Origin of the sequence: Clavibacter sp. VKM Ac-2873 (genome assembly GCF_015351075.1) — a bacterium.
In the GTDB taxonomy this organism is placed as follows: Bacteria; Actinomycetota; Actinomycetes; order Actinomycetales; family Microbacteriaceae; genus Clavibacter.
Genome location: NZ_JADKRS010000003.1, coordinates 160,176 through 184,133, shown reverse-complemented (window position 1 = coordinate 184,133; position 23,958 = coordinate 160,176). Strand labels below are relative to the sequence as shown.

At 78.0% G+C, this 23,958-nt stretch carries 11 protein-coding genes; 3 read left to right on the top strand and 8 right to left on the bottom strand.

Going from position 1 to position 23,958, the window contains the following annotated elements:
- Nucleotides 1-106: 106 nt before the first annotated feature.
- From ITJ44_RS10730 to ITJ44_RS10720, 3 genes are read left to right on the top strand one after another with little or no spacing between them, the layout of a single operon-like run.
- Nucleotides 107-1,111 (top strand): aldo/keto reductase, encoded by a 1,005-nt coding sequence (locus ITJ44_RS10730; protein ID WP_194635353.1) that lies wholly within the window; start codon nt 107-109, stop codon nt 1,109-1,111.
- A 7-nt stretch (nt 1,112-1,118) separates the two neighbouring features.
- The gene (locus ITJ44_RS10725; protein WP_194635351.1) at nt 1,119-2,333 is read left to right on the top strand and encodes a dipeptidase; all 1,215 of its coding nucleotides are present in this window, start codon (nt 1,119-1,121) and stop codon (nt 2,331-2,333) included.
- Nucleotides 2,330-3,193 carry a GNAT family N-acetyltransferase gene (locus ITJ44_RS10720; protein WP_194635349.1) on the top strand — a complete coding sequence of 288 codons (864 nt, stop codon included), beginning with the start codon at nt 2,330-2,332 and terminating at the stop codon, nt 3,191-3,193. The genes ITJ44_RS10725 and ITJ44_RS10720 overlap by 4 nt, the downstream gene beginning before the upstream one ends.
- On the opposite strand, the gene ITJ44_RS10715 is transcribed toward ITJ44_RS10720, so the two are convergent.
- The 8 genes from ITJ44_RS10715 to ITJ44_RS10680 all read right to left on the bottom strand — a co-directional run bounded on the left by ITJ44_RS10715 (nt 3,127) and on the right by ITJ44_RS10680 (nt 23,907).
- Complete coding sequence (locus ITJ44_RS10715) at nt 3,127-4,869, bottom strand: ABC transporter ATP-binding protein (protein WP_194635347.1); 1,743 nt, start codon at nt 4,867-4,869, stop codon at nt 3,127-3,129. The genes ITJ44_RS10720 and ITJ44_RS10715 overlap by 67 nt on opposite strands.
- Nucleotides 4,869-6,692, bottom strand: coding sequence for an ABC transporter ATP-binding protein (locus tag ITJ44_RS10710; RefSeq protein WP_228494976.1), 1,824 nt, complete (start codon nt 6,690-6,692; stop codon nt 4,869-4,871). Before ITJ44_RS10710 ends, ITJ44_RS10715 begins: the two co-directional genes overlap by 1 nt.
- Nucleotides 6,689-7,453: a class I SAM-dependent methyltransferase gene (locus ITJ44_RS10705; protein ID WP_194635345.1), complete on the bottom strand. Its 765-nt coding sequence runs from the start codon at nt 7,451-7,453 to the stop codon at nt 6,689-6,691. Before ITJ44_RS10705 ends, ITJ44_RS10710 begins: the two co-directional genes overlap by 4 nt.
- The gene (locus tag ITJ44_RS10700; RefSeq protein ID WP_194635343.1) at nt 7,450-8,286 is read right to left on the bottom strand and encodes a thioesterase II family protein; all 837 of its coding nucleotides are present in this window, start codon (nt 8,284-8,286) and stop codon (nt 7,450-7,452) included. The genes ITJ44_RS10705 and ITJ44_RS10700 overlap by 4 nt, the downstream gene beginning before the upstream one ends.
- A gap of 95 nt (nt 8,287-8,381) precedes the next feature.
- The gene (locus ITJ44_RS10695; protein WP_194635341.1) at nt 8,382-10,292 is read right to left on the bottom strand and encodes a Gfo/Idh/MocA family oxidoreductase; all 1,911 of its coding nucleotides are present in this window, start codon (nt 10,290-10,292) and stop codon (nt 8,382-8,384) included.
- Complete coding sequence (locus tag ITJ44_RS10690; RefSeq protein WP_194635339.1) at nt 10,289-11,434, bottom strand: saccharopine dehydrogenase NADP-binding domain-containing protein; 1,146 nt, start codon at nt 11,432-11,434, stop codon at nt 10,289-10,291. The genes ITJ44_RS10695 and ITJ44_RS10690 overlap by 4 nt, the downstream gene beginning before the upstream one ends.
- 102 nt (nt 11,435-11,536) lie before the next feature.
- A complete protein-coding gene (locus ITJ44_RS10685; RefSeq protein WP_194635337.1) occupies nt 11,537-17,101 on the bottom strand; it encodes a non-ribosomal peptide synthetase in 5,565 nt (1,854 codons plus the stop codon).
- The gene (locus ITJ44_RS10680; RefSeq protein ID WP_194635335.1) at nt 17,098-23,907 is read right to left on the bottom strand and encodes a non-ribosomal peptide synthetase; all 6,810 of its coding nucleotides are present in this window, start codon (nt 23,905-23,907) and stop codon (nt 17,098-17,100) included. The genes ITJ44_RS10685 and ITJ44_RS10680 overlap by 4 nt, the downstream gene beginning before the upstream one ends.
- Nucleotides 23,908-23,958: the final 51 nt, after the last annotated feature.

Genomic DNA, 23,958 nt, shown 5'->3' with positions numbered 1-23,958 from the left:
AATGCCCTCCCTCGCCGACCGCCTAGGGGCTTGTCGCGGGCGGACAGCGGGAGGAGGGTCCGCCGCGCGGACGGAGCGGGCCGCGTGCCCTCGGTACGCTCGGCGGATGACCTACGCCGCTCATCCGGATCGCTACTCGTCCATGCCGTACCGCCGCTCCGGCCGCAGCGGCCTGAAGCTCCCCGAGCTGTCGCTCGGCCTCTGGCACAACTTCGGCACCGCCCGCCCGATCGACACCCAGCGCGCCATCGTCCGCCGCGCGTTCGACCTCGGCATCACGCACTTCGACCTCGCCAACAACTACGGCCCGCCCCCCGGCAGCGCCGAGACCGCGTTCGGCCGGATCCTCGCCGAGGACCTCCGCCCGTACCGCGACGAGATCGTCATCTCCTCCAAGGCCGGCTACCTCATGTGGGACGGCCCCTACGGCGAGTGGGGATCCCGGAAGTCGATGCTCGCGTCCCTCGACCAGAGCCTCGGGCGCATGGGCCTCGAGTACGTCGACGTCTTCTACTCGCACCGCCCGGATCCGGAGACGCCCATCGAGGAGACCATGGGCGCGCTCGCGACCGCGGTGCACCAGGGCAAGGCGCTCTACGCGGGCATCAGCAACCACTCGCCCGAGCAGACCGCGCGCGCGGTGGCGGCGCTGGCGGAGCACAAGGTGCCGCTGACCATCCACCAGCCGAGCTACTCGATGTTCAACCGGCACGTCGAGGGCGGGCTGCTGCCCGTGCTGGAGGAGGCGGGATCCGGCTGCATCGTGTTCTCGCCGCTCGCGCAGGGGCTGCTCACCGACCGGTACCTGTCGGGATCCATCCCCGCCGACTCGCGCGCCGCCACCAGCGGGTTCCTCGACGAGTCCGCGGTCTCGTCCGTCTACCTCGAGCGGGCGCGCGGCCTGCAGGCGGTCGCCGAGGGGCGCGGGCAGACGCTCGCGCAGCTGGCGCTCACGTGGGTGCTGCGGCACCCGGGGATCACGAGCGCGCTCATCGGCGCGTCGAGCGTGGAGCAGCTGGAGCAGAACGTGGCCGCGGCCGGCGCCCCGGCGCTCACGGACGACGAGCTGGCCGGCATCGAGCCGTTCGCGGTCGACGGCACCGGGCGCTGATCCGCGGATGACGGACGCGCCCGCCCCTTCCGCACCCGACGCCCTCGCCGACCGCGTGGGTCGCCTGCTCGACGCGCAGGGGATCGTCGACGGCCACGACGACCTCGCCTGGGCGCTCCGCGAGCGCGCGGTGCGGGAGGGCGGGCCGAGCGCCTCCGTCGGCGACGACGTGATCGCGCGCCTCGCCGTCGAGGATGCCGTGCCGGGGCTGCACACCGACCTGCCGCGCCTGGCCCGCGGCCGGATGGCGGCCCAGTTCTGGTCGGTGTGGGTGCCGGACCTCCCGGGCATCGACCCCGTGCGCTCCACCCTCGAGCAGATCGACGTGGTGCGCCGCCTCGTCGCCGCGCATCCGGACCGGCTCGCGCTCGCCGTGACGGCCGACGACGTCGACCGCGTCGTCGCCTCCGGCCGCGTCGCGTCGCTCCTCGGCATGGAGGGCGGCCACTCGATCGGCGGATCCCTCGGCGCGCTCCGGACCATGCGCGCGCTCGGCGTGCGCTACATGACGCTCACGCACAACGCGAACGTGGCGTGGGCCGACTCCGCCACCGACGCGCCCGTGCACCACGGGCTGAGCCCGGCGGGCGAGCGCGTCGTCGCCGAGATGGAGCGGATCGGCATGCTCGTCGACCTCTCGCACGTGTCGGCCGACGTGATGCGGCACGCGCTGCGGATCGCCCGGCGGCCGGTGCTGTTCAGCCACTCGGGGGCGCGCGCCGCGTGCGACGTGCCGCGCAACGTGCCCGACGACGTGCTCGCGTCGCTGCCCGCGAACGGCGGCGTCTGCATGGCCACCTTCGTGCCGCAGTTCGTGTCGCCCGCGGTGGCGGCCTGGCACGAGGAGACGCTCGCGCTGGCCGTGGCGGATGGCGTGGATCCGCGCGACCACGAGGGCGTGCAGGCCGTCGCCGCCCGTCGACCGGGGGAGCGGCCGCGCGCGACGCTCGCCGACGTCGTGCGGCACGTGGAGCGGATCCGCGAGGTCGCCGGGCCCCGGCACGTGGGCCTCGGCGGCGACTACGACGGCATCGACCGCACGCCGGACGGGCTCGAGGACGTGTCGCGGTACCCGGCGCTCATCGCGGCGCTCGCCGAGCGCGGCTGGTCGGACGACGACCTCCGCGCGCTCGCGGGCGGCAACGCGCTGCGGGTGCTGCGGGCGGCGGACGCGGACGACGACGTGTCCCGCGGGGCGGCGGACGCGGGGGCGCTGGCGTGAGCGCTCCCGCATCCGCTGCCGCATCCGCCGCCGCGGTGCTCGGGATGGAGCCGCGCGCCGCGGCGGCCCTGCTCGACGACCTCGCCGACCGGGGCTGGCCGGCCGAGCACCGCGAGCGGCACGGGGGCTGGATCCTCCGCGCCGCCGGGGGCGTGACGAAGCGCGCGAACTCGGCGCTCCCGGTCGGCCCCGTCGACGACCCGGAGGCCGCGCTGGACGCGGTCGAGGCGTTCGCGCGCGCCCACGGGATCGCCCCCTGCGTGCAGGTGTCGCCCGCGTCGGAGCCCGCCGACCTGGTCTCCCGGCTGGCGGCCCGCGGCTACGCCGCCGAGGCGCGCACGCTCGTGCAGGTGGCCGACGCGGCCGCCGTGGCGGGGCGCCTCGCGGACGCGACGCCCGCGGATCCCGCGCTCCGGATCACGGTCGCGGACGCGCCCGACGAGGCCTGGCTCGACGCGTGGTGGAGCGTCGACGGGCGCGGCGGACCCGCGGAGCTCGACGTCGCGCGCCGGATCCTCGAGCGCGGCCCGTCCGTCTACGCGGCCGTGCGTGACGGCGACGGCGACCGCGTGCTCGCCACCGCGCGCCTCGCGCTCGTCGGGAGCTGGGGCGGGCTCTTCGCCGTCGCGACGCGCCCCGAGGCCCGACGCCGCGGCCTGTCGCGCGCGGCCTTGGGGGCGGCGGTGGACGCCGGCCGCGACCGGGGGATCACCGCGCTCTGGCTGCAGGTCGTGGCCGAGAACGACGGCGCCCGGGCGCTCTACGACGGGCTCGGGTTCGCGCCCGCGTCGCGCTACGAGTACCGGGCCCGCACCCGCCAGCCGTCGGACGCGACGAGGTCGTCGAGGAACCCGGCGTAGACGCCCGGCTCCGCGGCGAGCGCGTCGTGCGTGCCGCGCTGCACGAGACGACCGCCGTCGAGCACGAGGATCTCGTCGGCGCTCCGCACGGTGTCGAGCCGGTGCGCGATCACGAGCAGGGTGCGGCGTCCGCGGAGGAGCCGGATCGCCTCCGCCACGGCCGCGGCGCTCTCCGCGTCGAGCGCCGCCGTGGCCTCGTCGAGGACCACGACGGGCGTGTCCGCGAGCAGCACGCGGGCGATGGACACGCGCTGCCGCTGTCCGCCCGACAGCTGGCGGCCGCCCTCGCCCACGTGCGTGTCGAGGTCGAGGCCGTCGCCGAGCGGCAGGCCGGCGAGGCGGAGCGCCTCCGCCACGGCGGCGTCGTCCGCGTCCGGATCCGCGAGGCGCACGTTGTCGCCGAGCGTGCCCGCGAGCAGGTGGACGTCCTGGAACACGGTCGACACGGAGGCCGCCACGTCGGCCAGCGCCATGTCGCGCACGTCGACCCCGCCGATGCGCACGGCCCCGCCGGTCACGTCGGCGTCGCGGGCGAGGAGCCGGGCGACCGTCGTCTTGCCGGATCCGGAGGGGCCGACGAGCGCGGTCATGCGGCCGGCGGGCAGCGCGACGTCGAGGCCCGAGACCGCCGCCGCGCGGGATCCCGGGTAGGAGAAGGACACGACGTCGAGCTGCACGTCGGCGCCGACGGGCCGGAGCGTGGTGCCGGGCGGCCGCTCGGGGATGGGGGCGGCGTCGAGGATCCCGGCCACGGCCCCGAGGTCGCGCCGCGCCGCGCGCACGCCGACCGCGAGCTCCGCGCCCTGCCCCACGAGATCGGCGGCGTGGAAGACGAGCACGAGCGTCGCGACCGTGCGCCCCGCGTCGACGGGGCCGCCGCCGACGCGGTCGACCGCGAGGACCAGGGCCACGACGAGCACGCCGCGCAGGACGCCGCCGAACGCCACCAGCCCCGCGACGGTGCGGCCGATGAGCGCGCGGGATGCGGCGCGGTGCCGCACGAGGATCGCGTCGACGAGGCCCGCGTCGCGCCCGGTGCGCCCGTGCGCCCGCAGCACGTGCTGCGCCTGCGCGAACTCCACGACGCGCTCGCCGATCCCCGTGTCCGCGGCCGCGCGGGCGGCGTCGGCGCGCGCCGCGATACGGCCGCCGACCCGGAGCGCCAGCACGAGGACGGGGGCGAGCACGACGAGCGCCAGGCCGAGCGGGGGATCCAGGACCAGGAGCGCGACCGCGATGACGGCGGGCACCACGGTCGCGGTGATGAGCGGCCGCAGCAGGTAGGCGGGCACCCCCATCGACGCGAGCACGCTGCCGCCCGCGGCGGCCGTGAGCTCCGCCCGGTGGGTGGCGTCGAACCAGGCCAGCGGGAGCCGCACCACGTGGTCGCCGATGCGGTGGTGCAGCGCGTTCGCCGCCCGGACGCCCGCGCCGAACGCGGCCGCCTGCGCCCGCGCCTGCACGGCGAGGTGGGCGGCGGCGAGGACGAGGAACAGGGCGATCCACGGCCACGCGGACGCCGGATCCGGCCCGAAGAGGCGCTCCAGCACCGGCACGAGGGCCACGACCGCCGCGCCGTGCAGGACGGACGCGGCGACCATGCGCGCCACGACCGGGCGCAGCTCCCGTTCCCCGTCCGGTCCCAGGGTCCGCCGGACGTCGTCGATCGCGCGCATCAGCGGTCCTCCCCGGGGGTGTCGGCGCTCGTGCTCGTGCTCGTCGTGCTCGTCGTGCTCGTGCTGGTCGTCGCGGGCGCGCTCGCGCGGAGGAGCCGCGCGTACAGGCCGTCGCGGGCCAGGAGCTCCGCGTGCGTGCCCTGCTCCGCGACGCCGCCCTGGTCCATCACGACGATGCGGTCGGCGTGCTCCACCGTCTCCAGCCGGTGCGCGACGACCAGCACGGTCCGGTCGCGGGTCGCGAGGGTGAGGGCGCGCTGCATGCGCCGGGCCGTGCTCGGGTCGGCGTGCGCCATCGGCTCGTCGAGCACCAGCACCGGGCAGTCGGCGACGAGCGCGCGGGCGAGGGCGATGCGCTGGGCCTCGCCGCCGGAGAGGCCGCCGCGCGGATCCAGCACGGTCGCGTAGCCGTCCGGGAGCGCCGCGACGACGTCGTCGACCTGCGCGATCCGGGCGGCGGCGCGCACCTCGTCGAGCGGCGCGTCGGGGCGCCCCAGCCGCAGGTTCTCGAGGGCGGTGTCGCGCAGCAGCACCGTGTCCTGCAGCACGCAGCCGACCTGGGCGTGCCAGGCCGCCGGGGTCGCGTCGCGCACGTCGACGCCGCCGAGCTCGAGCGTGCCGCGGGTGGGCAGGCGCAGGCGGGAGACGAGGGCCGCGAGCGTGGACTTGCCGGAGCCGGAGGGGCCGACGACGGCCGTCACGGATCCAGGCTCCAGGTCGAGGTCGACGTCCCGGAGCGCGTCGCGCTCGCCGTCGTAGGAGAAGCAGACGCCGCGGAGCACGAGGCCCGCGCCGCTCCGGGCGTCGGGCTCGCGCGGGTCGGCGACCGCGGGCTCGACGGGCGCGCGCAGCACCTCGTCGACGGAGGCCGCCGCGTCGACGGCGCCGCGGATGGCCTGCGCGCGCGGGCCGATGGCGCCCACGGGCGCCGCCATCGCGGGGGCCAGCAGGAGGAACGGCGCGAGGTCCGCGGCGGGCAGCGCGCCGGCCGCGACCATCGCGCCGCCGACGGGGACGACGAGGGCGAGCACGCCGATCGGCGAGGCGGTCAGCCAGGACGCGGTCGTGGCCGCGGTCGTGCGCGCGACCCAGGCGCCGAAGAACGCGGCGAACGCGTCGACCGCGTGCAGGTAGCGGGCGTGCGCGCGGCCCGGCCGGCCGAAGGAGCGCACCACCTGGATCCCGTCGGCGAACTCCACCACGCTGCCCGCGATCTCGGCCGACGCGCGCCCGTACTCCGCCATGGACGACATCGCGCCCGCCATCGCCCGCGCGAAGAGGACGACGCCCGCGACGAGCGGGAGGAGGCACACGAGCGCGAGCGGCACGTCGAGCGCGAGGAGGTAGACGAGCGACGCGACGGTGACGACGACGAGCCGCGTGACGTCGAGCAGCGTGTGCGCGACGAGGGCGTGCAGCGCGGCCACGTCCTGCTGCACGGCCTGGCGCACCCGGCCGGCGTCGTGGTCGTCGAACCAGGAGAGCGGGACGCGGCCGAGCCGGGCTACGATCCGGCGCCGCAGGTCGAGCTGCAGGTCGGCGTCCGCGAGGTGCGTCAGCGTGTCGGCGACCGCGGCGAGCAGCAGGCCCGCGATGCCGGCGACGGCGGCGAGGACCACCGCGCCCCATGGCGGCGGACCGCCGGGGTCGGCGACGGCGGACCGGCCGATCTCGGCGACCGCCACGACGGCCGCGAGCCCGCTCGCGGAGGCGACCGCCTGCACCAGGACGGCCGCCGCCAGCCGGCCGCGGACCGCCCGGACGGAACCCGCCACCGTCGCGGGCGGCTCGGTCGCGGCGGCGGCGTCTCCCGCGTCCGTCATGCGCGGAGCACCGCGACCTCGGTCGCCGCGTCCGCGGCCCCGCCGCGGAGCACGGTCCACGACCGGCCCGCCTCCCGTGCGAGCGTCGCCGGGTCCAGGCTGTGCCATTCGTATCCTCCTCGGACCTCGCGCACCGTCCGCTCGCCGTCGAGCACGAGCCACCGGGTGGTGAATCGGGTGGCGCCGTCGCGGCCGGGCTCGGCCGTGGTCCACCACTCGTAGGTCTGGGTGCCGATGCGCTCGCGCAGGAGGCGGGTCGGCGGGAGGGTGCGCGCGCTCGTCCCCATGAGGTCGACGACGACCACGCCGCCGGGGACCAGGCGCGCGAGGCAGCGGCGCCAGAGGTCGGCGCGGTCGTCGCTCCCGATGTGGCCGGCGACGCCGATGAGCACGACCGCGCGGATCCGGTCGGGCAGCGGGAGCTCCTGGGCCGTCTCGGGGCGGACGGTGACCCGGCGGCGGAGCGCGGGATCCTCGTGCACGCGGCTGCGCAGCACGGCGCGCATCACAGGGGAGGGCTCCGCGGCGAGGATCGGCGATCCGGGGACGAGCTCGGCGAGCAGGCGCGTGACGCGACCGGTGCCCGCGCCGAGCTCGACGACGGTCCCGGTCCCGGCGTCGGCGGAGGCGTCGGCGGCCGCGCCCGCCGGGGCGCCCGCCAGCGCCTCGGCGAGCACGCCCGCGAGCGCCTCCGTGTGGCGCCGCGCCACGAGGTCGTAGAACTCCGCGCCCGGGGAGTAGTCCTGGAGCTCGAGCGTCACGGGAACATCGCCTCCGCGGCGGCGGGGAACGCGAGCGCGGGATCCAGCAGGGACACGATCGCCTCCACCACCTCTGCCGGCCGCTCGGCCAGGTAGAAGTGGCCGCCGCGGAACACGCGGAGGCCGTCGTCGGTCCCCGCGCCCGCGGTGCGGCCGTCGTCGTCGGCGTCGCCGTCGGCGTCGCCGAGCCGGTGCCACGCCTCGGCCTCCGCCGGGTGCAGCTCGGGATCCGCGTCGCCGCTGAACACGCTCACCGGGCAGCCGGGCCCGGGTCCCGGTGCGGTGCGGTGCGTCTCCACGAGCCGGTAGTCGTCGCGCAGGCAGTCGAGCACGGTGCGCCGCATGTCGTCGTCGGCGAGGAGCTCGGGCGCGGTCCCGCCGTGCCGCTCGAGGTCGGCGAGGAGCGCGGCGTCGTCCTGCCGGTGCAGGGTGCCGCCCCACCGCACGGTCGGCGCGCGGCGTCCCGACACGACGAGCCGGACGGCGGGGCGGCCGCGCGCGGCGAGGACGCGCGCGGTCTCGTAGGCGACGAGGGCGCCCATGCTGTGCCCGAAGAGCACGACGGGCAGGCGGCCGGGCATCGCGTCGACGGCTGTCGCGACGTCGGCGGCGAGCGCGTCGAGGTCGGGGCAGAGCGGATCCCCGTAGCGGTCGCCACGGCCCGGGTACTGCACCGCGACGACCTCGACGCCCCGCGGCACGAAGGGGGCCCAGCCGCGGTAGGCGGAGGCCGCGCCGCCGGCGTGCGGCAGGCAGACCAGGCGGATGCGGGCGTCGGGTGCCGCGGCGATGCGCCGCAGCCAGCCGTCCTCGGCGCGCGGGGTCTCGATCATGGTGCGGCTCCTTGCAGCGGTGGTGGTCGGGGTGAAGCGTAGCCCTTGTTGAGAATGATGCGCGATAAGGGTCCACCGTGGTGTGGAGGGGCGCCTCAGCCGGCGGGCGGATCCGCCTCCCGCGGCACGAGCGCACCGAGCGGCAGCGACGCGCCCGCGGCGGCGGGCACGCGCACGAGGTCCATGCCGGCCTCCCGGGCGAGCGCCTCCAGTCCCACCGGATCCCACGAGTACGCGTCGTGCACCTCGCGCTCGCGGCCGTCGGGCTCGCGCATGCGCCAGCGCGTGCGGAGGGCGAGGAGGCCGTCGGGCGCGGGATCCGCGCGGAACCACCACTCGACCTCGTCATCGCCCACCTGCGTGCGCGCGAGCCGCGACTCGGGCACGCGCGCCCCGGGCTCGAGGCCCATCGTCTCGACGACGACGACCCCGTCCGGCAGCAGCCGCTCGGCGATGCGCGCCCAGAGGCGGGCGCGCTGCCCCGGATCGAGATGGCCGAGCACGCCGCAGAGGAGCACGGCGGAGAGGCGGTCGGGCAGCTCGAGGTCCGGCGCGGATCCCGCGGTCACTGTCACGCGCTCCTGCAGGCCGGGGGCGTCGAGGATCCGCGCGGTGAGCACCGCCCGCAGCGGCTCCGACGGCTCGGCCGCCACCACGCGCGCCTCGGGATGGGCGCGCGCGACGGCCCGGATCACGACGCCCGTCCCCGCGCCGATGTCGAGCACGGGCGCCCGCGACAGGTCGCGGCCGTCGAGGAGGCGGCAGACGGCGGCGGCCGTGAGCTCGGCGTGCGCGGCGGCGGCGAGGTCGAAGAGCTCGGCCGCGGGTCCGTAGGGATCGGCCGGCGCAGGGTCGGGGGACGCGAGCGCGCCCGCCCCGCGCGCGGGCGCCGGTTCCGCAGCGGGCAGGATCGCCGCGGCCGTCACCCGCGGCGGCTCGCCCGGCCGGATGCTCCGCGGCGGGCCGAGGCGTCGCGTGAGGTCCACCCACGCGCGCGCCATCGTGATGTCGGCCTGCGCGGCGCGGAGGGCGTCGCCGTCACCCGCGCGGATCTCCGCCACGAGCAGCCCGAGCGCGTGCGCGACCGCATCCGGCCACACCTCGTCGAAGAGGTCGCCCGCGGTCGGGGCGGGCGCGTCCGGCCAGGAGGAGAGGCGCGGCAGGGCGCGCCGGGCGGGATCCCCGTCGAGGTCGAGCCGGCCGGCCGCGTCGCGCCGGGTGAACAGGGCCGGGCTCCAGGTGACGGGCCCGTGCACGTCGGCGAGCGTGAGCACGCCGGCCTCCGACGCGAGCGCGATGCGCGGCCAGAGCAGCGCGTGGTTGTCGCGGTCCGCGGGGTGCAGCTCGTCGTGGATCCGCAGCGAGAGGGGGATGCCGCCGACCACGCCCTCGATCGCCGTGAGCGGCGACGGCCGGGCCTCCAGCGCGGTCAGCTCGCGCGGGCGGGGCACGGGATCCGCGAACGCCCACGGCCGGAGCCCGCCGACCGCGAGTCCGAGGACGTCGACGAGCGGCTGCAGCAGGTGCACGGGACCCGCGGCGTCCACGTGCACGAGCGGGCTCCTGGCCCGCAGCCGCTCCGCCGACGCGAGGAAGCCGCGCGTCGCCCGCACGTGCCGGTAGTGGGTCGAGAGGCGGTAGCGCACGCCGGCCCTCCGCGCCGCGCGGGCGGCCGCGGTGATCTCGTCGGGGTGCGCCGGGTGCTCCTGCAGCACGTGGATCCCGCGGGCGAGCAGCGCCAGCACGAGGTCGGTCCCGGGCCCGCCCTGCACCGCGGAGCCGACGGCCACCGACGCCACGTCGACGTCGGCGGGCAGCTCGGCGACGTCGGTCCAGAGCGGCACGCCGTGCTCGGCCGCGAGGGCGCGGGATGCGTCGCCGCCGCGCGCGAGGATCCCGGCGAGCCGGAGCCCGGGCACGGCCCCGACGGCCCGGAGGTGGATGCGGCCGAAGCCGGTGCCGCAGACGACGACGCGCAGCGGGCGGCCTCCGGCGTCGCCGGTCACAGGTCCTCCTCCACCATCTCGCCCGCGTCGCCCGCGTCGTCGATGCGCGTGACGGTGCTCGCGCCCGACGCGGCCACGAGGTCGAGGACGCGCCCGGGATCCAGCACGTCGTGCGCGAAGCCGACCCCGGGTGCCACGGCGCCCGCGCGGATCTCCTGAACGGTGATGGCCGCGAGCCGTCCCGCGAGCACGTAGCTGTCGTCGCTGTGCAGCACGACGGCGCGCTCGACGGGCGCGCCGTCGACCCCGGTGCCGCTCACGGAGACGGCCAGCACGTGGAACGGCCGCGTGCCGACGAGGTCGAGGTCGCCCGCGCGGATGAGCGCGTCGGCCGCCGCCGACGCGCCGTCCTCGCCCGCGAGCAGCGCGGGCAGGCGGTTGAGGGCGTCGCGCACGGCCGGACCCGGGTGCACGTTCCACCACGCGGCCTCCGCGAAGCCCGCGCTGCGGGCGATCCGCTCGGTCTCCGCCGACAGGTACGGCTGCAGGGCCACCCGGCCCGCGAAGAACGGCGCGGTCGCGTCCTCCTCCGCGCGGAGCGCCCGCTCGACGCGCCGGCCGCCGGACCAGGCGGCGAGCGGCGTGCCGTACGCGGTGGATCCGGGGCCGCCGGCCGCGAGCGACAGCGGCACGTCGAGCGCGACCCCGGGCGAGCACGCCTCCACCCCGCCCACCCAGCCGCGCAGGCGCAGCGGCCCGCGCAGGCCCTCGGCGGCGAGCCGCGGCAGGAGGCCCGAGAGGCCCGGGACCACGCCCGTCGACACGACCGCGCGGCGGCCGTCGCGGCCGGCGGCGTCGGCGAGCCCGCGCGCGACGAGGCCCGCGCGCACCGGCTCCTCGCCGCAGACGTCCACGTAGTCGGCGCCCGCCTCGAGGGCGGCGGCCGCGATCCGGTCGCCGAACGCGAACGCCGGGGCGGCGCAGTGCACCACCACGTCGGCGCCGCGGCAGAAGCGGGCGAGGGCGTCGTCGTCCATCAGGTCGACGGTCACGGTCTCGACCTCGCCGCCCGCCTCCTCGGCGAGCTCGCGGAGCGGCGCCTCGCGACGCCCGCCGAGGCGCAGCGGCTCGTCGGACAGGGCGCGGAGGGCGAGCACCGCGGGCCGCCCGACGGCGCCGGACGCGCCGATGACCGCGATCACGAGATCACCGCCTGGCGCGTGACGCGCGGGAGGATCGATGGGACCGCGATCACGAGATCACCGCCCGGCGCGTGACGCGCGGGAGGATCGATGGCACCGCGATCACGCGATCACCGCCCCGCCCGTGACGCGGGTGAGGATCGACAGCACGCGCGGCGCGTGCTCCACCGACAGGCAGTCGTAGTGGTCGCCCGGGATGTCGACGATGTCGAGCTCGCCGAGCGCGAGCTCCTCCCAGTAGTCGGTGACCGCCTCCCTGCTGCCCGGGAACGGGTACGCGCCGCTGTGCCGGAGGAACGTGATGTCGCCCGCGTACGGATCCGGCCGGTAGCGCGTGATCGCGAACACGCTCTGCCGGAAGGTGCGGAAGAACCGGGTCATCTGCGCCGGCGTGTAGCTGCCGGACGCCGGCGGCACGACCTCGCACATCCGGGCGATGCGGGCCCGGCGCGGGATGCGGGACAGGTCGAGGAATGCCTGCCCGATGTCGGCGAACTCGCCGTCGAGCGACGCGTAGCCGTCGACGGGCATCACCCCGGGGGTCTCCTCGAGGATGCGCGCGCCCGCCGCGGCGATGCGCCACGGGTCGGCGGGGAAGCCGAGGTCGACGGGGTCGATGCCGATCATCATCGCGAAGGAGTACTCGGACACCATCTCGTCGTCGAGCCGGAACGCGGGGCTGTGGCTGCTGATCGCGGTGAAGGACGCGACGTCCGCGCCCGCCTCGGTGAGCGCGCGCGCCACCTCGGTGGCGACCAGGCCGCCGAGGCAGTAGCCGACGACGTGGAAGGTGCGGATCCCCGTGGCGAGGAGCTCGCGGGCGTACTCCGCGGCGATCCGGTCGATGAGCCCGTGCGGGTCGGCGTCGAGGAACGCGTCGAGGTCGGGGACCTCCACGCCGTACAGCGAGCCGGTGCCGCGGGACCGTCGGCGGATCTCCGTCATGAGCGCGCGGTACGGCATGATCGTGCCGATCCCGGCGTGGACGAGCACGGTCGCGGGCCCCCGGCCGGATCCCGAGAGCAGGCTCACGGCCGGCGTCGCGGGCGCGTCCCGCTCGCCCGCGGCGCCCTGCCCGGCCTGGCGCACGTAGCCGGCGAGCCCGGCGATCGTGGGCCGGCGGAGCATGTGGCGCAGCACGACGTCCCACTCGAGGTCGACGACCTCGGGGAGCTGCTCGCGCATCCGCCCGACGAGGCGCGCCACGAGGAGCGAGTCTCCGCCGAGCGCGAAGAAGTCGTCGTCGCGGCCGATCCCGGGGCGGCCCAGCAGCTCCGCCCACAGCTCCTGGAGGCGGCGTTCGACGTCGTCGCGGGGCGCGTCGGATCCGGCGGCCGCCGTGGCCTGGGGCGCCCGGTCCTCCGCGAGCCGGGCGAGCGCGGCGCGGTCGACCTTGCCGTTCGCGGTCACCGGCATCGCGTCGAGCACCTGCCAGCGGCGCGGCACCATGTACTCCGGCAGGCGGTCGGCGGTGTGGCGGCGGAGGGACGCGGCCCGGAGCGGCGCGCGGTCGGTCTTCACCCGCGCGAGCAGGAGGTGCTGGCCGAGGCCGGAGAGCGGATCCGCGTCGGCCGGCACCTGCTGGATCCCCTGCCCGCCGAGGTCGTCGAGCATCGCGCGCCACTCGGCGGCCTCGAAGAGCAGGGCGTCCTGGGCGAGCCGCGCGTCCGCGGGACCGCCCGCGCGCACCTCCATGAAGTCGGTGGCGATCATGAGCGGCGGGTTGTCCTCGCGCGTGCTCTCGATCACGGCGAGGTGGCCGTGCGGGGCGAGGAGCCCCTGCAGCCGCCGGAGCGCCGCGGGCACGTCGGGCACGCCGTGCAGGCCGTTGGAGCAGATCACGACGTCGTAGGAGTTCGGGCGCTGCCCCTGCGGGAGCGGGTCGGCGGCGGGGTCGAAGGCCTGGAACCGCACGCCGGGCCGGTCGGGGTGGCGCTCGCGCGCCTCGCCGACGTGGAACATCGAGGGGTCGGTGAACACGTACTCGACGGCGCGGCCCGCGAGCGCGGGGATCAGCTGGTCGGCCGCGCCGCCCACGCCGCCGCGCACCTCGAGGATCCGCAGCGGCTCGTCCGCGCCGTGCCCGCGGGCCTCGTGCCGGTCGGCGAGCGCGACGACCGCCGCCGTGAGCGCCGCGGTGAGCAGGCGCACGCCGAGGTTGTCGCGGTAGGCCGCGCCGATCGCGTCGCTCGGGGCGCCCGGGTACAGCAGCTCCGCGATGTCGAGGTCGCCGCTCACGAGGTCCGGGAGCGCGATGCTCGTCGCCTGCACGTGGCGGAGCAGCTCGGCGCTCCAGCCGATCTCCCGCTCGGCCTGCTCCACGCGGGCCCAGGCGCGGGCGACCCGCTCCGGATCCGCGGAGAGCGCGCCCCGGAAGCGCCCGTCGGCGTCACGCGCGATGCGCCCGCGTCGCGCGAGCGCGCCGAGCCACCGGCGCACGACGACGCGGTGGGCGTCGCTCGCGCCGAGGCGGCCGGCGACCTCGTCGGCGGTGACGGGCACGGCGTCGTCGACGAGCGCCCCCGCGGCGGCGAGGGTCCGCTCGATCACGCGGAGCGCGTGCTCGTCGAATCCGGCGAGGAACGCGCCGAGGGCGTCCGTGTCCACGTCCGCCGCGGCGACCGCGAGCGCGGCGCGCGCGGCGTCGCCGGGGGCGCCGTCCTCCGGCGTCTCGACGGGCGCGATCCGCTCGGGCTGCACGATCCCGACGAGGTGCCGGCCCGCGGTCCCCTCGGCCACCTGCACGGCGCAGTCGGCGACGCCGGGGTGGGCGAGCACCGCGGCCTGGATCTCCGCCAGCTCGATGCGGTAGCCGCGGATCTTGACCTGCGCGTCCTCGCGCCCGAGGAGCTCGATGCTCCCGTCGGGCAGGTACAGGCCGATGTCGCCCGTGCGGTACTCGCGGTCGCCCGTGGCGGGATCCACCCCGAAGCGCGCGCGCGTGCGCTCGGCGTCGCCGAGGTACCCGAGCGCGACGCCCGCGCCGCGGATGAGGATCTCGCCGGGCACGCCCTCGGGCCGGTCGCGCCCGAGGTGGTCGACGACCGCCAGCCGCTGGCCGCGCAGGGGCGTGCCGTACGGGATGCTCGGCCGCAGCCGGTCGACCTCGCCGATGACGTGGTGCACCGACCAGATGGCCGCCTCGGTCGCGCCGCCGAGGCTCACCACGGTGAGCTCCGGGTGGCCGGCGCGCATGGCGTCGGGCAGGGTCACGGGGATCCAGTCGCCCGAGAGCAGCGCGAGCCGCAGCGTGCTCGGGGCGTCGCCGTCCGCCGCGCCGCCCGTGGCCGCGACCGCGTCGCGGTAGTCCTGCAGCATGCGCGCCTGCGCGGGCACGGAGTTCCAGAGGGTGACGCGGTGGCGGGCGATGAGCGCGGCCCAGTGCGAGGGGTCGTCGCGCCGGCGGGGGTCGGGCAGCACCATCGCGCCGCCCGCGCCGAGCACGCCGAGCACGTCGAAGACCGACAGGTCGAAGCCGAGGCCGGCGAGCGCGAGCACGCGGTCGTCGGGGCCGACGCCGAAGCGCTCGCGGATGTCGAGGAGCGTGTTGTGCGCGGCGTGGTGGGAGAGGATCGCGCCCTTGGGGGTGCCCGTGGACCCGGACGTGTAGATGACGTAGGCGGGGTCGGCCGGATCCACGCCGTCGCGCCCGGCGTCGGGTGCCGGCCGGGCGGCGGCGGGCTCGAGCGCGTCGACCGCGATCCGCTCGATGCCCGTCGGCCAGTCCTCCGGCGCGCCGACGAGGGCCTCCTGCGTGAGCACCTGCCGGATCCCGGCGTCGGCCAGCACGGTGTCGCGGCGGATCCGCGGCTGGGACACGTCCACGGGCACGTAGGCGCCGCCCGCGAGGAGCACGCCGACGACGGCGACGACCTGCTCCCAGCCGCGCGCGGCGACGATCGCGACCCGGTCGCCCCGGCGGTGCCCCGTGGAGCGGAGGCGCGCGGCGACGGCGGCCGCGCGGCGCACGAGCTCGTCGTGGGTGAGCGTGCGGTCGGGGGCGATGACGGCGGGCGCGTCGGGCGTCGCGTGCGCTGCCGCGAGGAGCGGCTCGTGGACCAGCGCGGGCGCGACCGGTTCCCCGGTGTCGCCCACCCGGATCCGCCGCTCGCGCTGGTCGGCGGGCAGGTCGACCGCGCACGGCCGGTGCCAGGCGCCCGGGTCGTCGACGAGGGCGCGCACCGCGCGGAGGAAGGCGTCGAACGCGGCGTCGGCCACGCCGTCGGCGAGCACGCCCTCGCGGACGTCCCAGCTGAGCTGGAGGCCGTCGGGCACGCGGAGGGCCTGGCAGTCGATCCACACCTGCGGGGTGCGCGTGACGGCCGCGGTGATCCGCCCGCCGTCGCCCGTCGGCGCGCCCGCGGCGTCGCCGGCGAGCGCGCTCGTGAAGACCACGGGGGCGAGCGCCACGTCGCGCGCGTCGCCGCCGCGCCGCCGGGTGAGCTCGGCGAGCAGCTCGGTGCCGCCGCAGAGCGGGTGCGCGAGGTCCTCGAGCAGGCGGCCGGAGAGCGCCCGCATCCGCTCCACGGCAGGCACATCCGCGGTGAGGTCGACCTCGAGCAGCTCCACGGACGTGAAGTCGCCGACCACGTGGTCGGCGCCCGCGGGCAGGCCGCCGCGATCCGAGACCGGCACGTTGAGGATGAAGCGCGGGCTCCGGCTCCACCGGCCCACGGTCTCGGCGTAGGCGGCGAGGAGGGCGCTCGTCGGGGTCACGCCGGCGTCGGCCGATGCCCGGTCGAGGCGCGCGGCGGCGGCGGGATCCAGCACGGCGGACAGGCGGCGGAACCGCGCGGGGGCGGCCATCGGGTCGTGCTCCGCGAGCGGCAGCTCCGGCGCGGGCGGCAGGTCGTCGAGGCGCCGCCACCAGTAGGAGCGGTCGCGCTCGTACGCGGCCGACGCCGTGAGGGCGCGGCGGGCCAGCACGCAGTCGCGGAAGCCGGGTCCGTCGGCCGCGTCGGGCAGCTCGGCCGCGGGATCCGCGACGAGCGCGCGCAGCTGGTCGAGCACGAGCTGCAGGCTCGCGTGGTCGAGCACGAGCAGGTCGACCGCCAGGTGCATCCGGACGGCGTCGTCCGCGCGGGTCACGACGGCGCGCACGCGCGGCCAGCCCGCGTCGCCGCCCGTGCCCTGCGCGAGGTCCGCGCGCACGGCGTCGAGCCGGTGCCCGATCGAGGCCGGGCCGAGGCCGCGGAGGTCGTCGACCGGCACCGTCACGGGGCCGGGGTCGGCGAGGACGCGCTGCGAGCCGTCGGAGTGGACCTCGGCGCGCAGCATGCCGTGGTGCGCGACCAGGCGGATCCACGCGTCGACGATGCGCGCGGGGTCGGTGGACGCCGGCCACGACAGGTCGAGGTCGGCGCTGCAGGCGACGCCGCCGTAGGGGTACGCGTCGGTGCGGCCGAGGAGGTAGGCGGTCTGCACGGGGGTGAGCGGGAACGGCGCGTGGGCGGCGGCCGGGTCGGCGGCGGCCGGGTCCGGGGCGTCCGGGCCGGTCGCGTCCTGCCGCTCGAGGATCGTGAGCACGTCGTCCCGGTGCCGGCGGATGAGCTCGCGCCGGTCGTCGTCGATCACGCCGCGCGGCCCGCGGAACCGGATCCGCCCGTCCTCCGCCCAGAGCCGGACGCCGCGGGAGGTGAGGTCGTCGATGAGCTGTTCAGCGTTCACAGGTCTCCGCTTTCGAAGAGGTCGGCACCGGCGGTGGCCGGCGGTCGGGCGGGTGCGTCCGCGGAGGTCGCGGACGCGGGGGTGGATGGGGTGGCGGGCGCCGCGCGCAGGCGGTCGATGCGGGCGGCGTACGCGCGCACGGTCGGCTCCTCGAGGAAGCGGCGGACGCCCGCGTCGACGCCGAAGAGGCGCTGGGCGGCGGTCACGAGCCGGAGCATGGCGAGGCTGTCGCCGCCCGCCGCGAAGAAGCCGGCGTCGGGGGCGGGCGGGGCGCCGAGGATGCCGGCCCACAGCTCGGCGAGGGCGCTCTCGGTGGCGGTCGCGGCGGGGCGCGCGGCGGTGTCGGTCGCGGCATCGGGGTCGGGCGGCGTCGGATCCGCACCCGCGTCCGCCTCCGCGAGCGCGCGGCCGAGCGCCGGCACGTCCACCTTGCCGTTCGCGGTCAGCGGCCACGCGTCGACGAGGTGGATGCGGTGCGGCACCGCGTACGCGGGCAGCCGGTCGGCGGCCGTCGCGGTCGCCGCGGCGAGCACGGCGGCCCCGTCGTGCCCGTCGACCGGCTCGACGGCCGCGTGCAGGTGCCGGCGGCCCGCCGGCCCGTCGGCCACGAGCGCGATCGCGCGCCGGACCCCGGGAGCGGCCGCGAGGGCGGCCTCGATCTCGCCGAGCTCCATCCGGTGCCCGCCGAGCTTCACCTGCCGGTCCGCCCGGCCGAGGAACTCGAGGATCCCGCCCGGCCGGTACCTGCCCGTGTCGCCCGTGCGGTACCAGCGGCCGCCGTCGAGCTCGACGAACGCCGCCGCCGTGCGCGCGGGATCGCCCCGGTAGCCGCGGGCGAGGCCGCGCCCGCCGATGACGAGCTCGCCCGGCACCCAGTCGGGGCAGTCCCGGCCGGACGCGTCGAGCACCCGGAACGCCTGGTCGGGCAGCGGCCGGCCGTAGGGCGCGGATCCCCAGCCCTCCAGCGGGCCGTCGACCTCCCACGCGTTCGACCAGATGGCCGCCTCGGTCGCGCCGCCCAGGGCGACGAGCCGCGTGCGGGGCCCTGCCGCCCGGATCAGGCGGCCGTGCAGGTCGGTGCCCACGCGGTCGCCGGAGACGAGCGCCGCCCGCAGCGTGCCGAGCATCCCGGGCCGGTCGTCGGCCGCGACGAGGAGCATGTCGAGCAGCATCGGCACCGTGTCCCACAGCGTGACCCCGTGCTCGTGCACCAGGTCGAGCCACCGCGGGGCGTCGCGCTCCTCGCCCTCCGAGGGGAGCACGAGCGCGCCGCCCGCGGCGAGCACGCCGAGCACGTCGAAGACGGAGAGGTCGAAGTCGAGGGCGGAGAGGGCGAGGATCCGGTCGCGGGCGCCGAGGTCGAGCATCCGGCCCACCGCGTCGATCGTGGACCACGCCGCGTCGTGCGTGATCTCCACCCCCTTGGGCTCGCCCGTGGAGCCCGAGGTGTGGATGACGTAGGCGAGCGCGGACAGGGGAGGGCGCACGGGCGCGGCGAGCGGCTCCTCGGCGGCGGCATCGGCCGGGCGGAGGAGGGCGGGCGCGTCCGGCTCGTCGCCGCCCGCCGCGGCCGGGTCGTGGGCGATGACCAGGCGGATGCCGCCCGCCCGGTGGATGGCCCGCCTCCGCGCGGGAGGCTGCGCGATGCCGACGGGCGCGTACGCGGCGCCCGCGCTGAGGACGCCGAGGACGGCCGCCGCCTGGTCCTCGCCGCGCGGGAGGGTGACGCCGACGAGGTCGCCCGGGCCGATGCCGCGCCGCCGGAGCGCGCCGGCGATCCGCAGGGCGCGGTCGGCGAGCTGGCCGTGCGTCATGACGCGCGCCTCCGCGCCCGTGCCCGTGAGGAGCGCGGGCGCGTCGGGCGTCCGCCGCGCGGCCTCGTGCACGCCGACGTGCAGGAGGCGGCCGGGTCGCGGGGCCGCGGGGGCCGTGGGCGCCGCGGCGCGGGCGCGCGCCTGGTCGGCCGGGGGATCCACGGGGAGCGGCGCGTCCCATCCGGCCGTGGCGAGGTGCTCGAGCGTGGCCGCGTACGCCGCCACGAGCGCGTCGACGAGGCCAGGCGGGAACGCGTCGTCGCGGCTGTCGACGTCGACCCGCAGCCCGCCGTGGTCCTCCAGCACCTGCACGTCGATGAGCACCTGGGGGGACTGGGACACGCCGTGGATCCGCTCGCCGAACGCCCCCGACACATCGGCTGAGACCCCGTCGCCGGCGCTGCCCCCGTCGCCGACGCCGATCGCGCTCGTGAACACCACGGGCACCGGCGCCACGGCCGTGCCCTGGAGGCGCGCCCGCTCCCGGAGGATCCACGACGCGGGCGCCTCGCGGTGGTCGAGGTCGGCGGCGAGGCGCTCCTGGAGCCCGCGGGCCGCCTCCACGGCGGAATCCGCGGCGCGGTGGTCGAGCAGGGTGAGCGCGGTGAAGTCGCCGACGAGGCGCGGCATGTCGGGATGCACGTCGCGCCGGTCGAAGAGCGTCAGCGTCATGGTGAGGTCGCGCTGCCCGGTCCAGCGGGATAGCACGTGGCCGTACGCGGTCGCCAGCATGCTCGTGGGGGTGAGCCCGGCCGCCCGGCAGCGGTCGCGGAACGCGGTCCACCACGCGGCGTCGAAGCGGTGCGCGCGGCGCGTGAAGCGCGGGGCCGGATCCGGGTTCGCGAGCGGCAGCCGCGGGGCGTCGGGCATCGCGGCGAGCCGCGCGCGCCAGTGCTCCTCGTCGGCGCGCCGCCGCTCCGGGTCCGGCCGGGTCTGCAGCACGCAGTCGCGGAAGGTGAGCTCGGCGGGGGCGGGCGGGAGCGGCAGCCCGCGCACGAGGAGGTCGAGCTCGGTGTACAGGATCATGATCGACAGCGCGTCGACGACGGCGTAGTCGATGCCGATCGCGATGCGCGTGCGGGTCCCGCCCCGGCCGTCCGGGTGGCGCAGCGCGTCGACGTCGAAGAGCGGCCAGACGGCGAGGTCGTGGCAGCGGTGCGACGTGCGCTCCCGGAACGCGGCGAGCTGCCGGGCCACCGCATCCGGATCCGCGTCCGCCGGCACGTCGCTCACGTCGACGCGCACGCGCGGCACGTCCGCGAGCACGCGCTGGGTGCCGTCGGGGTGGATCACCGTGCGCAGCGTCGGGTGCCGGCGCACGAGCTCGTCGAACGCGGCGGCGAGCCGGTCGAGGTCCTGGCCGCGGCCGTCGAACTCGGTGTGGTGGTACGTGCCCACGCCGCCGAGCGGGATGCGGGGATCGCGGCCCACGGCGTACGCGCGCTGCACGTCGGTGAGGGGGAAGGGGTCGTGGCGGTGCGCGGGGTCGGGCACGATCCGGGCGCGCGCGTCCGCCGGCTCCGGCTCGGTGATGTGCAGCGTCGCCGCGAAGTCGGCCAGCACCGGGTGCCGGAAGAGCGCGGCCACGCTCGCATCGGCGGCGCCCGCCGCGCGCAGGGCGGCGATGCTGCGGGTCGCCTGGAGGGAGTCGCCGCCCGCGGCGAAGAAGGAGCGCCCGCGCCCGCACGGGGTGCCGAGCAGCGCGCTCCAGACCCGCTCGACGAGCCGCTCCTCCGGCGTCCGCGGGGCGTCGTCGTCCGGTCGCGGCGCGGGGGCGGGCCGCGCGGCGAGCTCCGCGCGGATCCGGGCCCGGTCGACCTTGCCGTTGGCCGTCAGCGGCAGCTCGGCCCGCACGACCACGCGCGCGCACTCCATCGACGGCGGCAGCAGCGCGCGCGCGTGGGCCGCGACGTCGTCGGGCGCGACGACGCGGCCGGCCTCGGGCACCACCATCGCGGCGAGCGCGCCCGCGACCGCGACGACGACGGCGCCCCGCACGCCGGGGAAGGAGGCCAGCGCGGCCTCGACCTCGCCGGGTTCCACGCGGTGCCCTCGGATCTTCAGCTGGTGGTCCGCGCGCCCGAGGAACTCGAGCACCGGCCGGCCCGCGTCGTCGCGCCGGTACCGGGCGCGGTCGCCCGAGCGGTACCAGCGCTCGCCGTCCCGCATCGGGAAGCGGGCGGCGGTGAGCCCCGGATCGCCGCGGTAGCCGCGGGCCAGCGCGTGCCCGCCCACGAGCAGCTCGCCGGGCACGCCGTCGGGGCGGTCGCGGCCGCGCTCGTCCACGACCCGGACGCGCACGCCGGGCAGCGGCGCGCCCCAGGGGAGGCCGCGCGCGGTGGTCGACGCGCCCGCGGGGGCGCAGGCGCCCGGCTCGTGCACGGTGGAGTGGATGGTGGCCTCGGTCATCCCGCCGAGCGCGAGCAGCCGCGCGGTGGGCGCGCACGCGGCCAGGCGTCCCGGCAGGTCCGGCCCGACGACGTCGCCGCCGAGCAGCACGAGCCGCAGGGGCAGGGATCCGCCGGCGGTCGCGGCGAGCAGCATGTCGAGGAGCGCGGGCACGGTGTTCCAGACGGTGACGCCGTGCGCGCGCACGAGGTCCCGCCAGCGGTCGGCGTCGCGGCGCTCGTCCTCGGCCGGCACGACGACCGCGCCGCCCACCGAGAGCACCGCGAACAGGTCGTAGACGGAGAGGTCGAAGTCGAGCGCGGAGAGCGCGATCGCGCGGTCGTCCGGGCCGACGGGCGCGACGCGCGCGAGCGACCGGAGGGTGGCGACGACGGCCCGGTGGGCGACCGCCACGCCCTTCGGCCGGCCCGTGGATCCCGACGTGAACAGCAGGTAGGCGGGGGCGTCCGGCGACACGGCCACGGCATCCGCGAGGGGCTCCGCGTGCCGGGCGTCGCCCAGCGCGACCACGGGCGGCCCGTCCGGCCCGAGGCCGGCCGCGATCCCCTCGACCAGCCCGTCGTCGGCGAGCACGGCGTCGATCCCGCGCTCGAGGACCAGCGCCCGGCGCGCGGGCGGCTGGTCCGGCCCGACGGGCGCGTAGCAGGCGCCGGCCAGCAGCACGCCGAGCACGGCGGCCACGCGCTCCGGCCCGGCCGGCGCCGTGATCGCCACGGTCGCGCCGGGGCCGACGCCCCGGTCCCGCAGCAGCCCGGCGACCCGGCGCGCGTGGTCGGCCAGCTCGCCGTACGCGACCACGCGGCCGTCGGACCCGATGACCGCCGGCCGGTCCGGATCCGCCGCCGCCCGGGCGAGGAACGCCGCGTGCAGGAGATCGTCGCCCTCCTCGGGCGCCGGCCGCTCGCGCGCGAGGCGCGCCCGCACGTCCTCCGGGGCGGGGACCGCGAGGGCCGGCAGGTCCCAGGCGCCGGGCCGCTCGTGCACGAGGCCGTCCACGAGCTGCCGGTACGCCGCGAAGGCGGCCTCCATCGCGGCGGCCTCGAGGATGTCGACCCGCACGTCCCAGTTGAGGAGCAGCCCGCCCTCGAGCTCGGTGACCTGCGCGTCGAGCCAGACCTGCGGGCCCTGGGAGATGATCCAGACCGGTTCCCCGAGCGCGCGGCGGATGGACGCGTCGTACAGCTCGCCCAGCCCGATGGCGCTCGTGTACACGACGGGCGCGAGCACGGGGCTCCCGCCGTCGCGGCGCGCGAGGTCGCGGAGCACGTCGACGCCGCCGTAGCCCGCGTGGGCGACGGCCTCGCGCATGCCCTGCTGGATCCGCCGCGCGTCGTCCCGGAACGAGCGCTCCTCCCGCAGGTCCACGTCGAGGAGGATGGAGGTGCTGAACTCGCCGACGAGGAGCTCCAGCCCCTCCTCGTCGCCGCGGTCGAGCACGGGGAGGTTGAGGAGGAAGCGGCCCTCGGCCGACCAGGCGGCCACGACCTCGGCGAAGGCGGTCGCGAGCACGGCGGCCACCGTCAACCCGCGGGTGCGCGCCGCGGCCTCGAGGAGGCGCAGCTCCTCCGCGCCCAGGCGGTGGTGCAGCCGGCGCGAGCGCGGCGGCGCGTCGCCCTGCTCGGCGTCGTCGCGGACGGGGAGCGCGGGGCCCGCGGGGAGGTCGGGCACGCGCTCGCGCCACCAGCGCGCGTCGGCGGAGGAGCCGGATGCCGCCGCGCGCGCGGCCCGGGCGGCCAGCTCCGCGCGCACGTCGCGGTGGATGGCGGGGAGACTCCGCCCGGGCTCCTCCACGAGGTCGCGGAGGTCGGCGAGGAGCACGCGGAGGCTGATGGCGTCGCCCGCGAGCATGTCGAGGTCGACGTGCAGGCGCCGGCGGCCGCCCGGCAGGAGCGTCAGGTCGACCCGGAGCACCTCGCCGCGCTCGACGGCCATGCGGCGGTGCGTGCCCGCGTCGCGCATCTCCGCCAGGCGTGCGTCCACCGCGTCCGCGGGCAGCGCGCGGAGGTCGTGGACGCGCAGCCGGGCGGCGGGCGGCTCCTCGCCGGCGGGCAGCGGCTGCTGCGTGCCGTCGTCCCGGAAGCGCATCCGCAGCGACGCGTGCCGGGCGACCAGGGCGGCGAGGGCCGGGCGCAGCCGCTCCGGATCCAGCTCCGCCCCGTCGAGCTCGACGAAGAAGTGCGCGGCGACCGACCCGGACGGCTGGCCGGGCTGCCGGCCGAGCCAGTACGCGTGCTGCAGCGGGGTGAGCGGCGAGGGCGACGCGGGGTCGAGGGCGGGGGCCGCGGTGCGCTCGGCGGGATCCGCGGGGGCCGCGCCGTCGTCCGCCGCGTCGCCGTCCGCGGCGGCCTCGCCCAGCACGCGCGTCCACGCGCGGATCGTCGGGTCGGCCGCGAGACGGGAGAAGTCGGCCGCGAGGCCGTCGCGTCTCCAGCGTCCGGCGAGGCGGATCAGCGCGGTGGACTCGAGCCCGAGGTCCACGAGGTCGTCGTCGATGCCCACCTCGGCGGGGTCGAGGCGCAGGGCCCGCGCCACCTGGTCGCGGAGCAGCGCGACGGGAGGCACGGAGGGGATCCGCTCGGTCATGTGCACGCTCCTCGGACTCACATTGTTGAGAATGGTTATCATATGGCTCGC